Here is a 12,274-nt window from a genome sequence, read left to right as displayed (position 1 = left end):
TCCCTTCACATCGCGGGCGTAATTCAGTTGGTAGAATGCCAGCTTCCCAAGCTGGACGTCGCCGGTTCGAGTCCGGTCGCCCGCTCTGACATAAAGAAACGCCCCGCAACCTCTCCGTTGTGGGGCGTTTCTCGTGCCCTCCGCGACTTGCGGCATTCTGCGGTCGGATGCCACTTGAGACATGATCGCTCATCTATACTCTCGCGTCGCCTCGGCGCCCGCCGCGCTGCTTGGGTTACTCGCCGTACTCTCGGCACCAGCACACGCGCAGAGTGCACCGGCCTGCTGCCGCTCTGATACCGTCCGCGCGATCGCGGCGCCTACCCACCCGCTGCCCCCAGAGGCACAAAGCGCCGGGCAGACACGCTTTTCCTTTATTGCGTATGGCGACACACGGGGCCGACGCGATGGGGTGGCCGAGCAGCAAGAGCACAGCATTGTCGTGGATGCCATGCTCCGCGCCATTCGCGAGCGCGAAGGCACCCCTGATGCCATTCGCTTCGTGTTGCAGAGCGGAGACGCGGTAGTCGATGGCCGCGAGGCGTCGCAGTGGAACGTGAGCTTCATTGGGCTGATCAACCGCGTCACCACCATTGGGGGCGTTCCGTACTTTCTGGCGCCGGGAAACCATGACGTCACCACGGCCGCGGCCCTGTCATCACCTGGACGCCAGGAAGGGCTGCAAAACTATCTGCGCGCCATGGGGCAGCTCATTCCGCCCGACAATGCCACCCGACGATTGAGCGGCTACCCCACCTACGCGTTTGGCTACGGCAACACCTTCGTGCTCGCCTTCGATTCCAACATTGCCAGCGACAGTACACAGTACGCGTGGGTGAAGTCGCAGCTGGCCCAGCTCGATCGTACGCGGTATCCGCATGTGGTGGTGTTCTTTCACCATCCGCCACTCTCCTCGGGTCCCCACGGCGGTCCCATCGTGGAGCGTCCCACGGAACAGGTGCGCCAGTTCTATCTGCCCCTCTTCCGCCAATATCGCGTCGGGCTTTTGCTCACCGGTCACGAACATCTGTTTGAGCATTGGATTGAGCGCTACCGCGACGCGTCGGGTCAATGGCAGCGCATGGATCAGATTGTCAGTGGCGGCGGTGGCGCGCCCATTTACACGTACGCCGGACAGCCTGATCTGGGGCGGTACCGGTCCACGTCAGGTGGACGTGGAGTGAAGATCAAGCAGCTCGTCCGTCCCGGTACCCGGCAACGTGACAATCCGTATCACTTCCTGGTGATCACCGTAGACGGGGCGGAGATGTCCGTGGAGTACGTGGGCGTAGACTGGGGGACCAAACACCAGCCTTACAAGCGCCCACGTATCTCCCTCATTGACCCTGTGCCTGCGCGCTGACTCGCACGACGAGCCGCCCAAGGGCGGAGGGGCCGGCCGGCGGACGCCTTACGGTGCACCGTCGGCCTGGTCGCGGAAGTCCCGGCTGTCGGCCGTATTGGGACGGGCGCCGTCTGGCGTGGTACGCTGGGTGAACGGGGTCCCGGTCGCATCGGGCATGGGCGTGTAATGCGAATGACGAGACGGCTGCTGCATACGATCGAAAGGCATGAACATGAGAAAGGCTCCTGGTACGAAGAAGGCCCCTCCGTGGGAGGGGCCTTGGCTTTTTTACCAGGTCACCGCCTCCCGTGTGATCTCGGGAGGGGCGGCGGTGTGCGTCACATGCTGACGACGGTGCGGCCCAGCTCCCGAGTGCTAAGTACTACAAGAATCGCCGTTACGGGAATCGTAACGCCGACGGGGAGAAGGCCAAGAAGTCGCGCCGACGAGAAATGTGCCGCGGTCATGATACGCAGGATCGGCGTTGGCGCGAAAAAAGTCAAGCGTTTCGGCCCGCAAATACCGGGGTTTGTCCCAGGGAGACGGTTTTGTGCCGGAAGCGGAACGATTGGGCCCGTTAAGGAACGGTGGAATGCGGTCGATACTTCTTTACATGGCCATCAACATCAAAAGTGCCGACGCCGAGCGACTGGTACGTGAGTTAGCCGACCTGACCGGCGAGAGCATCACCGACGCAATCCATCACGCCGTCCGCGAACGGCTTACCCGCGAAAAGCTGCGTAAGCTGGGATCGGTGGAACGGTCCTGGGCCCGCATTGAGCGCATCCAGGAGCGCATCCGCAGCTTTCCCGAAGCGTCGGCCGCCAACGGAGGGACGCCATGATCCTCACCCTCTCCGCCCTGCAGGCGCTGTGGCAGAACAGCCCGGATGCCTCACGCTTGCACACCGCCATTATGCGCAGCCCGGTGCGGGCGGTCTCTTCGGCCACGGTCGTTGAAGCCGCCATGGCCCTGTTGGCCGAGCGCATGGGGGGCTCCGATCTCGAACTCGACGCCCTGCTGCGTGAGCTCGATGCCGTAGTGGTTCCCGTGAGCGAGACCCAGTCTCACCGGGCACGCGAAGCCGCCCGAACCTATGGGCCCGGGCGGCATGTGGCATCGCTGACGCTCGGCGATTGTCTGGCCTACGCGCTGGCGGTGGAGCTGGGCGAGCCGCTCTTGGCCGTTGGCACCGACGGTCTCGCCCGCACCGACATCGAGCGCGTCTCGTTCTGACGTCGAGCGCGCTTACTTCTTGGTGGTAATGCGGATCACGCCCTTGGCTCCTTCGGGGCCATAGAGTTTCTCGGCCGCGGCCCCCTTGATCACTTCGATGCTTTGAATTCGATCGGGGGACATCTTCATGGCCGCCTCGGTCGCCTTCACGCCGTCAACAAAGATCAGGACGTCAGAGGGCTGAACGGAACCGCTCAAGCTGACGGCACGGCCCAAGCGAAGCGCGCTCGTCGTGTCGCCTTTCGTTCCGTCCGCGCGAAGAAGCACGGCTGAGTCGGCTCGGAATTCGACGCCGTCAACGGTGCCAGACACCTTGGTGCCAATCAGCACTTCTTCGCGACCCGTTCCTGTTGCCCGGAACACGAGACCCTCCACGGGAACCTCAACGGTGCCCGTCGCCTTGGAGGCATTAACTTCGGTCGCTGCAAACTTGCCGGAGGCATCGCGTGTCGTTATGGAAACGACGTTGGCATCGCGCGACTTCTTGCGGATGTTGATGGTCGCAATGCGTTCGGCGAGAATGGCCTTCGCGTCAACCGCCGTTGCCGCCTTGCCATCAATCACATACTCCGTGACCGCTGCCGGAGCAGACAATTTCTCCGCGCGCTGCTGGGCGGCCGTCACGTCCATCCCTTCCAGTTCCGCACTCGTGGGCAACTCGGCGCCACAGGCCGCGAGCAGCGCGCCCGACGTGAGGGCGACCGCCATGAAACGACGGGTGGTGCGCAGGGTGCCAGGGCGATCGGTCATGTTGCGGATTCTCCGTTCAAGATGAGTGGCGCGGTGTGAGAAGGCGGGAGCGCCGGTGAACATCTGGAGCGGCGCCGAGGCCGCGGAAAGATCAATGAGCAATTCGCCGTAGCGACGAGTGGACGCACCGGCGGCGAGCACACGGGCATCGCAGTCCAACTCGATGGCCAGCCGCAACCGCGAGAGCAGGTACCACACCACCGGGTTCCAGGGCACAAAGGCCACCGCAACGCACCCCGACAGCAGCAGCAGCGGATCGTGCGCGGCGATATGCGCCTGCTCATGCTGGACCACCAATCGCTGTTCGTCGGCCGGGCGGGACAGCAGCCACGCCGGGACCACCACACTGGGGCGCCGCGTCCCAAAGACGGCCGGGCCAACGTTGGGGGTCACATGGACCGCGTATCCTTCCAGGGAAGTGACCGTGGCCCCCTGTACCGTGTGGCGCTGCCGACGATAGCTCCACGCGCCAATCAGCAGCACACTCACGCTGGTGAGCGGCCAAAGCAGGAGCAGTCCCCATTGCCGCGGCACGGGCCATGTTCGCACGACGGTGGCGGTTGTCGTGGCGAGCGTTGTGACCTGTTGTTGCGCGATGCGAAGTGCGCCGGTGGCCAGCTCGCTCACCGTGGGCCACTCGTTGCGGGGCTCCACCGTGAGCGATGGCACCACGACGTCGCGGGCGGTCACCACCGGCACTGTTATGGGATCGGCGCGTCGCAGTGGCTGTGTGGCCACCAGTACCACGGTGGTGCCCAGCGCAACGCTCCACACCAGACGCGTGGGAAACGCCCCACGAGCGAGGCGGTGCATTACGATTGCGGCGACGGCCAGCACTGCGGAGAGCAGCACCGAGACGGTCATCCAGGCGGCTACCTGCGGCGCGAATGTGGCGGCGTTCATGCGTCGTCCTCCAGCCGTTCGCGGAGCATGGCACGCATGCGCTCAAGCTCGGCGCGACTCACTTTCTTGTCGGACACGAGCTGCGCAAACATGCGATCGGCCGACCCCTGAAAGATGGAATCCTTGATCCGACTGATGGCGCTGCGTCCGGCGTTTTCCGCCGCGACGGTGGGGAAGTAGCGGTACGCCCGCCCTTCGGCCTCCGGGCGCACATATCCCTTTTTCTCGAGCGTCTGCAGCGCCGAAAGGACCGAGGTGTACGCCAACTCTTCGTCGAGATGGTCGCGCACTTCGGCCACGGTGGCCGAGCCGAGTTTCCAGAGGACAGACATGACCCCGAGTTCGCGGGGCGGGAAGTGCAGATCGCTCATCGTCGTGCCTACTGAGAGTTAAGTACGGGTTCTTCAGTAGTATGAGATAGGGCGAGGATTTTGTCAACTGTCTTTTCAGTAGCTCCCGGAGATCAGGGCGTGCTGATCAGTTCCAGTGCGCCGTCGGAGGTACTGGTGAGGCGACGGCCGTCGGCGGCGGCCACGCCGCGTGACCGCCAGCCCTGGGGCATGGGCACCGGAACCGCAACCGGCGTCACGCCCTCCAGCAGCAAGAGGGCAAAGTCGAGGGCCGCGCCGCTGGGGGCCGTGACGCGGCACCGCCAGCCCCCGTTCCAGCCGCGATGGAAATCGAAACCCATGTCCATGCTCCCGCGGCGTTCTTCCACGGATTTTTGGATGAGCTGACGGAATACGGTTTGGTATCCCGCTAGCTCCGTGACTTCGTGCACGTCTACCGACATGGGCCGGTCACCGGGCACGCTCCATCACACGGTGCAAAGGGCGACCGCGTCAGTCAGCGACGCCACACCGTCGCGCGTGGGGATGAACTCATGCGCGAAGACACCAGTGTAGCTCGTGCCCGCGATGTACTGGGCAATGCCGCGGTAGTTGAGCTCCTGTGCGCCATCAATTTCGTTGCGCCCAGGCACGCCCGCCGTGTGGAAGTGCGCAATCCATGGCAGGTTGGCCTTGATGGTCGCCATGACATCACCTTCCATGACCTGCATGTGGTAGATGTCGTACAGCAATCGGAAGCTGGGGCTGTTCACGCCCTTGGCCACTTCCACGGCCCACGCGGTGTGGTCGGCGTGATAGTCCTTGTGGTCCACTTTGCTGTTCAGCATTTCCATGCACAACACCACCCCGTGCTGCTGTGCGGTGGGCATGAGTCGCTTGAGTCCGGCAATGCAGTTGGCAATGCCTTCGCCATCACTCATGCCGTCACGATTCCCGCTGAAGACGACCACCTTGGTCACACCGGCTGCTGCCGCCTTCGGAATGTAGGCTTCGCCATCGGCCACGAGTTTGTCGTGATTGGCCGGTCTATTGAAGCCCACCGGAATGGTGCCAAAGCTGTTCCCCATGGTGCACTCCAGCCCGAACTGCTTGGGAACATTCCACTCCTCCGGCCCCAGCAGATCGATGCCCACCAGTCCCACCTGCTTGGCCGTCGTGCACAGCTCCGCAATGGGCGTGCGAGAAAAGCACCACCGCGCAACCGATTGCCGGAGGCGGCCGGCCGTCGGGGCAGGGGAGGCGATTATTGGCGCGGACATGGCCGATGTCGATGAAGGGATGACCCCGTGCAGCGCGCCGGCCATGGCCGTAGCCCCCAAGGTTGTCAGCGCATCACGGCGCGAGACATTCGAATCGGTTTCACGACGGAGCATGCGTCGCTTCCAGGGAAAGGGGGAGGCCTGCGACGCGTCGGCGCCGAGTCTACTGGATCTGGATGTACAGCGGCTGCGGCCACAAGCGCAAGATTTCCTCTCGCGGGGTGGTCGGCTTGTCATTCTTGGCCTTGGTAAACTGCTTCCAGCCGGCAAACTGCACGGGCTCCTTCTTGATGTAGCTGTAGAAGGAGTCACGCTTGAGCCACGGGGCGCCAAAGCCATCCATATGCATGACAATCTGCACCTTGGGATCGAGGCGGATCTTGTCGGCATTGGTCACGCCTTTGCGCGTAAACCGGTGAATGACGAGCATCTTGGGCGGCAACTTGTACTTGTCCACCAACTCCGCGAGAAAGCGCGACGCGTAGTTCACATCGGCGGCATCGTAGGTGCCGATCTTCTTGCCGGGGCGCGATCCGTCCTTCATGGAGAACTCCGGATCGATGCCCAAATGCACATCCGGCCGCTTGAGGAATCGCTCCAGCAACGGCAGTTCCTGCTGCAGCGTGCTCAACCCCACTTGCACATCGATGAACATGATGGCGTTGCGGCTTTTCGCCCAGCCATACACCTGCTCTATGAGGGTGCTGTCCATGCGGTTGCGATATTTGCCGTCAAACCCCTTGTCACCCGCCGCCACCACGGCAATCAGATGCAAGGCCGGCTGCACCGGGTGCTGCGGGTCCAGTCGATTCCACTCCGCCACTTCGCGGTCGAGCTTTCGCAGCATCTCGTCGGGGGCGAACTCTCCGAGGATGCCCATGCGCGTGGACCGGGGATTCCCGTAAAACGCAATCACGCGCTTGGCGGGAAGGATGGAGCCGGGAAGCGGTGCCGGAATTTTGGGCGGCCAGAGCGAATCGAGATCGCTGCCCGCTCCCTTGTAGGCGAGGTGCCGATCACCGGACTGCGGGCCGAGGGCGCCGACCGGCCGCTTCACAACCGTGCCGGTGTCTTGGGACGCTGCGCCGTTGGCTTTCGCCGACGACGTTTTCTTGGCGGAGGTGGCTTTCTTCGCCTTACCTGTGCCGGCCGACGTCGCGTTCGGCGACGCTTGCGCCAGCACTGGCCACGGCGCAATGGCACTGCCTGTGAACAGTGCGGCGGTGCCCAGCACGATGAATCCGGCCAGCGCGGCGCGGAGCGCGGTCACAATTCGGGGAGAAACGAATGAATGCATGGCGCGGAGATTAACGGAGCGCAGGGGAGCATCAAAGGGGACGAGTCGTGCTATACCGCATGGACCCGTGGCGGATTGGTCAACGGCGTTCATTGACGCTATCGGTGCGTGCGCGAACGGTGGCCCCGCGGCTGCGCTTGATTGGGCGATCGACATCAAGCGCCAGCGTACCTGCCGCCACGGCGCGAATCACGAGCCACCGCGGATGGACCAGCACATCAACCAATCGGCCCGTTTGCACGGCGCCGGACAGTCGTACCCCGTCGGTGAGGTCACGGTTCAGGGCTTCTTCAACTTTGAGCCGGGTGCGTTCAAGAATGTTATCCAGTGGAAAGCGTGCCCCTTGCCGCAGCCACTGCACCAGATCGTCGCGTTTGAACCACGTCACACCGCGAACCAGGGCATCGCTGGTCGCCACGTCAAAGTCGAGGTCGGGCACCACCAGGGCGCGCGCCACCGTGTCGAGCTGCGGCGTGCCTACCAAATAGAGATTCCCCCGTAACGATCCACCCAACGTCGCCGTCAGCACCACCCGCCCGTCACCCAGAGGGGTAAAGTTGATGTGCTCTACCGTTGCGGTGCGGCCCATGCGCCGCACACGGCGCCCCGCCAGCTTCTTGGTTAGGATGGCTCCCGCGTCCTGATAATCCAGCAGCCCTTCGATGTTGAGGTGCACGCTGTCGCCAACGTCGGACGCGGCACGGTTGAGCGATGGCAGCGGGCGGAGCAGTTCCGCCGGCTTCTCGCCACTCACCAGTCGAGGCGTCGCACGGAGTCGAATATTGGCCACCAGCTGGCTGTCATCGAGCGTGATATCGCCCAGCGCCACACTGCCGGGCATCAGCTGCAGCCACAAGCTGTCGGTGATGCGGAAGTTCTTCTGCAATTGGGCATACCAGCGTGCCACCCGTCGCCTGACATCCACCCGGGCCATCCGGCGATCCACACGCGGCAGCTGCCGCTCCACCAGTGGCCGCACCGACCGAACGACCTGATCGGTGACATCGAGCTGCAGAAACGTCACCTTGCAGGCGTCACGTTCGGTGGTCGTGGCAGGCGTCAGGGAAGCCACACGCGTGCGTGTCACCAGTTGCCAGGACGAATCGATCCGCAGGTCACTCCTCAGTACGAGTCGAACGCGAGGAGGGGTGGCATCATCGGTGCCGCAGCCCGCCGAGACCGTAGGGCCAATCAGGGGGCGGAAGTAGCCACGCGCTTTGTACGACAGCGTGGTGGCCAGGGTGAGGCGACCGTCTTCAAAACCCACGGCAAAAGGTGTGCGCGTCGCGGTGTAGGCCACCGACTTGCGGCCATCGATAGGAAGGCGCTTCTCAAGATTCCCGAAGGTGCGAGGCACCTCCGCCTCCAGAGCCTTGAGCAACGGTTCAATGGCATACGTGACAGGAGCATCTACCACGGACGGTGGCATGCTCGGCAGCACAGGGGCGGTCCAGGTGCCGGGGCGCGCGCGCGGAATGGCGGGTGCAACCGTGGCGTCACTGCCGCAGCCGAGCAACAGCAGCAGCGCGCTGATGTGCCTCAGCAAGCGCAGGCCGCGGCGACGGACGTCACGCGAGTCATGACAGCCGCGGTGCGCCGTGGCGCGACGCGGGGCTGCCAATACTGCCAATATCGGATGAACACCAGACATGCTATTGCACGCCTCAGGTCGGTCCATAGGTTTTCGCAGCATGCATATCGAACTTACCTCACGCGTCGCGATTGTGACGGGCGGCGCAAACGGAATTGGCGTGGCAACCGCGCGGCGTCTGGCCGCCAGCGGAGCTCACGTGGTCATCTGGGACCGTGTTCCTGACGCTGGCGCACGCGTTGTGGCCGAACTCACCGATGCCGGGCATCGGGCCCTGTTTATTGCTACTGATGTCACAAACCGCGCCAGCGTGGAAGCAGCGGTCGCGCAGACCGTTGCGGCGTGTGGCGGGATTGACGTGCTCATCAACAACGCCGGCATTACCAGGGACGCACAGTTGGTCAAGGTCAAGGATGGCGCCGCGAGCGGTGGCATGAGCGAGGCGGACTTTGACGCGGTGATTGACGTGAACCTCAAAGGGGTCTTCAACTGCACGCAGGCCGTGGTGCCGTATCTGGTGCAGCGCGGCGGCGGCCGTATCGTGAACGCCTCGTCGGTGGTTGCCCTGAACGGCAACTTCGGACAGACCAACTATGTGGCGACCAAAGCCGGCGTCATTGGCATGACCAAGGTGTGGGCACGCGAGCTGGGAAAGCGCGGCATTACCGTGAACGCCGTGGCCCCTGGGTTCATTGCTACCGAAATGACCGCCAAGATGCCCGCGGCCGCACTCGAGGGGATGCAGGCGCATACCCCGGTCGGTCGGCTCGGTTCACCGGAGGATGTGGCGAATGCCTATTGTTTCCTCGTGTCCGATCAGGCCGCGTTCATCAACGGGGCCGTGTTGACCGTGGATGGTGGCCTCGTGATCGGAACCTGACGTCGCGCTACTTCACTTCTTCGGTGCGCGGCGCGGCGTATTGCATGCGTCCCAGAATGGCGCCGACGCGACGACTGGCAATGGGGCCACGCGGCGACCATTTGCGAGGGGACGGCAGAATGGCGGCCATCCGGGCGGCCTCGTCGCGCGTCAGGCGCGAGGCGCTCTTGCGGAAATGGTGCTGCGCACCGGCCTCGATGCCAAACTGATTGGGGCCCCACTCGGCCAGATTGAGATACAGGTCGAGCAGACGCTCTTTGGTGAGGAAAATTTCCAGCAGGACCGTGAGATAGGCCTCCATGCCTTTGCGGATGAAGGAGCGTCCGTTCCAGAGGAAGATGTTCTTGGCCACCTGCTGGGTGAGCGTACTGGCACCGCGCAACTTGCCCCCGCGTTTGCGGCGATCGAGGGCATTGTTGAGTTCCACAAAATCAATGCCGTTGTGCAGATAGAACCGGTCATCTTCCGACGCCAACACCGCCCGACGCACGGACGGCGTCATGTCGCTGCGGGCGATGGGAGTGTGCGCTGGCCAATACGGGCGCTCACCGGCGCCCACCCGCTGCACGACGCGCCCCAGCATCACCATGGTGACGGGCGGGTTGATGACGGCGAACAGCAGGATGAGCGGGATAGGGGCAACGGCAAGCAGCAGCAATGCACGCGCGATGCGCACAGGCCAGGACCGTACCGGGCGATCGGTCTGAGCGGTAAACGGGAGACGCATCAGGGCTCGCGCAGGTGCGGAGGGGTGTCAGGGGGCTGTCGGCGCCACCGTCGATGCTGCCAGAAATACTGATCGGGATACTCGCGGACCATCTCTTCGAGCATCTGCGTGTACCGCAGCACGATGGCCTCGACATCCACCTCGCGGTCGCCGGTGAGTGCGACGTCCACGGGTTTGACAATGAAGGCGTACCGCCCGCTGGGTTGGCGAACGCCGGTCATGAAGAGCACGGGCGAATCAAAGCGCAGCGCAAAGACCGCAGGGCCGCGCGGGGTTTTGGCCGGCCGCCCGAAGAAGGGGACGAAGGTACTGGCCAACCCCAGCGCATCATGGTCGGCCACCAGAGCGACGAGGTGATTCTCCCGCAGTGCGCGTGGGGCACGTCGCACGGCGTCCTTGTCGTGGATCACCGACATGCCAATGCCTTCCCGCGTCTTCGTGACGTATGCCTCGAAGAGTTTGTTGGCCGCGCCACGAGTCACGGCATCAATGGGAACGCCTCGGGCGGCCACATAAGCGCCGGCAAACTCCCAGTTGCCGAGGTGCCCGGTTACCGCAATGATGCCACGCCCTTTGGCGAGCGCCTCCTCCACGTAGTGCCATCCTTCCACCCGTTCCACGCGCGCCAGAATGGCCTCGCGTGACGTGCCGGGAAGAATGGCGGTTTCGATGGACGTGCGCCCGAGGCTTTCGTACGAGCGAGCGGCGAGATCCAGCACGGCCTCCCGCGAGAGGTCCGGGAAGGCGGCGGCAATCTGCCGCTCCACCACGCCGGCGCGAATTCCAAACGGGCGGTAGGCCAGGCGCGCGAGGCGGGCGCCAACCCAACTGGCCCCTCGCCAGCCCAGCAGGTTGAGGGCGCCAACGGCGAGGCGAGTCGCGAAATACTCTGCCCGATGCGACAGGGTATGCGAGGGGGCCGCGGGTGGGCCACTGGCTGGCGTGCTCATGATCGGGGAATCTAACCCGGTTTCGTCGCGTTCTCCCTGTCACGATGGGGGGCGCGAGGGGCCATATTTCCGGTGATGACATCTTTGCCCACTCCAGTGGTCGTTGACGCGCAGGCGTCGCAACGGCTCGCGCAGGTCGGTCTGGCCATCAACGCCCTGCTGGCCATTGTGAAACTGGTGGCTGGATTGTTGGGCAATGCCTACGCTTTGGTGGCCGATGCCATTGAAAGCGGTACGGATATGGTTGGTTCGCTGGTGGTCTGGAGCGGGCTGCGGATTGCCAGTCGGGATCCCGACGAGCGTTATCCCTTTGGCTATGGCCGGGCGGAGGCGTTGGCAGGCGCCGTGGTGGCGGTGCTGATGCTCGGGGCGGCGGTCGGCATCGCGATTGAAGCCATTCAGGAAATTCGCACTCCACACCATGCGCCAGCCCCCTGGACCCTCGCGGTTCTGGCCGGCGTCATCGTGGTGAAAGAGGTGCTGGCCAAGCGCGTGCTCCGGGCCAGCGAGGCCAGTGGCAGTGTGGCCGTCGCGGCCGATGGCTGGCATCATCGTGCCGATGCCATCACATCGGCGGCGGCGTTCATCGGGGTGACCGTTGCCATCCTGGGCGGCCCCGGATGGGAGCCCGCCGATGATTGGGCGGCGCTCGTCGCCGCCGGCATCATCGTCATCAATGGGACGCTCTTGCTGCGTACCGCATTCAGTGATCTTATGGATCGGGCACCGGCACCGCTGATCCATGATCAGATCTCGTCGGCCGCGCTGGCTACCAGCGGTGTCATGGCGATTGAAAAGCTCAAGATCCGCAAGACCGGCACGGCCTTCTACGTGGATATCCACGTGCAGGCAGAGCCCACCATGTCGTTGCACGATGCACATATTCTGTCCGGACGGGTAAAGTCGGCGATTCGCCAGCGAATACCTGCGGCAGCCGGTGTACTCATTCACATGGAGCCGTTCGAACCCCGGGAGGTCTCATGATG

14 protein-coding genes and 1 tRNA gene are annotated in these 12,274 nt (G+C 64.0%); 6 read left to right on the top strand and 9 right to left on the bottom strand.

Features of this window, described 5'->3' with window-relative positions; translation table 11 throughout:
- Window positions 1-12 precede the first annotated feature (12 nt).
- Window positions 13-85: transfer RNA gene (locus GEMMAAP_RS11055), tRNA-Gly, on the top strand.
- A 96-nt stretch (window positions 86-181) separates the two neighbouring features.
- Window positions 182-1,363, top strand: coding sequence for a metallophosphoesterase family protein (locus GEMMAAP_RS11050; RefSeq protein WP_082821247.1), 1,182 nt, complete (start codon window positions 182-184; stop codon window positions 1,361-1,363).
- A gap of 48 nt (window positions 1,364-1,411) precedes the next feature.
- On the opposite strand, the gene GEMMAAP_RS20565 is transcribed toward GEMMAAP_RS11050, so the two are convergent.
- Window positions 1,412-1,579 carry a hypothetical protein gene (locus tag GEMMAAP_RS20565; protein ID WP_158514826.1) on the bottom strand — a complete coding sequence of 56 codons (168 nt, stop codon included), beginning with the start codon at window positions 1,577-1,579 and terminating at the stop codon, window positions 1,412-1,414.
- Between the two features lie 379 nt (window positions 1,580-1,958).
- Between GEMMAAP_RS20565 and GEMMAAP_RS11045 the strand changes: the two genes are divergently transcribed.
- Both GEMMAAP_RS11045 and GEMMAAP_RS11040 read left to right on the top strand, forming a co-directional pair.
- Window positions 1,959-2,189, top strand: coding sequence for a type II toxin-antitoxin system VapB family antitoxin (locus tag GEMMAAP_RS11045; protein ID WP_043580712.1), 231 nt, complete (start codon window positions 1,959-1,961; stop codon window positions 2,187-2,189).
- A complete protein-coding gene (locus GEMMAAP_RS11040) occupies window positions 2,186-2,581 on the top strand; it encodes a type II toxin-antitoxin system VapC family toxin (RefSeq protein WP_026849724.1) in 396 nt (131 codons plus the stop codon). The genes GEMMAAP_RS11045 and GEMMAAP_RS11040 overlap by 4 nt, the downstream gene beginning before the upstream one ends.
- A 12-nt stretch (window positions 2,582-2,593) precedes the next feature.
- Here the strand turns inward: GEMMAAP_RS11040 and GEMMAAP_RS11035 are convergent, their stop codons facing one another.
- From GEMMAAP_RS11035 to GEMMAAP_RS11010, 6 genes are all read right to left on the bottom strand, one after another.
- On the bottom strand, window positions 2,594-4,234 hold the full coding sequence (locus tag GEMMAAP_RS11035; RefSeq protein WP_026849725.1) for a M56 family metallopeptidase: 1,641 nt from the start codon (window positions 4,232-4,234) through the stop codon (window positions 2,594-2,596).
- Window positions 4,231-4,605 carry a BlaI/MecI/CopY family transcriptional regulator gene (locus GEMMAAP_RS11030; protein WP_026849726.1) on the bottom strand — a complete coding sequence of 125 codons (375 nt, stop codon included), beginning with the start codon at window positions 4,603-4,605 and terminating at the stop codon, window positions 4,231-4,233. Before GEMMAAP_RS11030 ends, GEMMAAP_RS11035 begins: the two co-directional genes overlap by 4 nt.
- Before the next feature lie 92 nt (window positions 4,606-4,697).
- Window positions 4,698-5,045 carry a hypothetical protein gene (locus GEMMAAP_RS11025; protein ID WP_158514824.1) on the bottom strand — a complete coding sequence of 116 codons (348 nt, stop codon included), beginning with the start codon at window positions 5,043-5,045 and terminating at the stop codon, window positions 4,698-4,700.
- Window positions 5,046-5,051: 6 nt separating this feature from the next.
- Window positions 5,052-5,957, bottom strand: coding sequence for a hydroxypyruvate isomerase family protein (locus tag GEMMAAP_RS11020; protein ID WP_026849728.1), 906 nt, complete (start codon window positions 5,955-5,957; stop codon window positions 5,052-5,054).
- Window positions 5,958-6,006: 49 nt separating this feature from the next.
- Window positions 6,007-7,140, bottom strand: a complete 1,134-nt coding sequence (locus GEMMAAP_RS11015; protein ID WP_202969117.1) for a hypothetical protein — start codon at window positions 7,138-7,140, stop codon at window positions 6,007-6,009.
- Window positions 7,141-7,219: 79 nt separating this feature from the next.
- Window positions 7,220-8,791 carry a DUF4403 family protein gene (locus GEMMAAP_RS11010; protein ID WP_158514823.1) on the bottom strand — a complete coding sequence of 524 codons (1,572 nt, stop codon included), beginning with the start codon at window positions 8,789-8,791 and terminating at the stop codon, window positions 7,220-7,222.
- Window positions 8,792-8,831: 40 nt separating this feature from the next.
- Here GEMMAAP_RS11010 and GEMMAAP_RS11005 point away from each other — a divergent pair, with 40 nt between their 5' ends.
- Window positions 8,832-9,611, top strand: a complete 780-nt coding sequence (locus tag GEMMAAP_RS11005; protein ID WP_026849731.1) for a beta-ketoacyl-ACP reductase — start codon at window positions 8,832-8,834, stop codon at window positions 9,609-9,611.
- Window positions 9,612-9,618: 7 nt separating this feature from the next.
- On the opposite strand, the gene mtgA is transcribed toward GEMMAAP_RS11005, so the two are convergent.
- Window positions 9,619-10,287, bottom strand: a complete 669-nt coding sequence (mtgA, locus tag GEMMAAP_RS11000; RefSeq protein ID WP_158514822.1) for a monofunctional biosynthetic peptidoglycan transglycosylase — start codon at window positions 10,285-10,287, stop codon at window positions 9,619-9,621.
- Window positions 10,288-10,337: 50 nt separating this feature from the next.
- On the bottom strand, window positions 10,338-11,288 hold the full coding sequence (locus GEMMAAP_RS10995; RefSeq protein ID WP_026849732.1) for a lysophospholipid acyltransferase family protein: 951 nt from the start codon (window positions 11,286-11,288) through the stop codon (window positions 10,338-10,340).
- Window positions 11,289-11,363: 75 nt separating this feature from the next.
- Between GEMMAAP_RS10995 and GEMMAAP_RS10990 the strand changes: the two genes are divergently transcribed.
- Window positions 11,364-12,272 carry a cation diffusion facilitator family transporter gene (locus GEMMAAP_RS10990; protein ID WP_053334144.1) on the top strand — a complete coding sequence of 303 codons (909 nt, stop codon included), beginning with the start codon at window positions 11,364-11,366 and terminating at the stop codon, window positions 12,270-12,272.
- Window positions 12,273-12,274: the final 2 nt, after the last annotated feature.

It is taken from the genome of Gemmatimonas phototrophica (assembly GCF_000695095.2).
GTDB classification, from domain to species: domain Bacteria; phylum Gemmatimonadota; class Gemmatimonadetes; order Gemmatimonadales; family Gemmatimonadaceae; genus Gemmatimonas; species Gemmatimonas phototrophica.
This window is presented reverse-complemented; position numbering and strand designations above follow the sequence as displayed.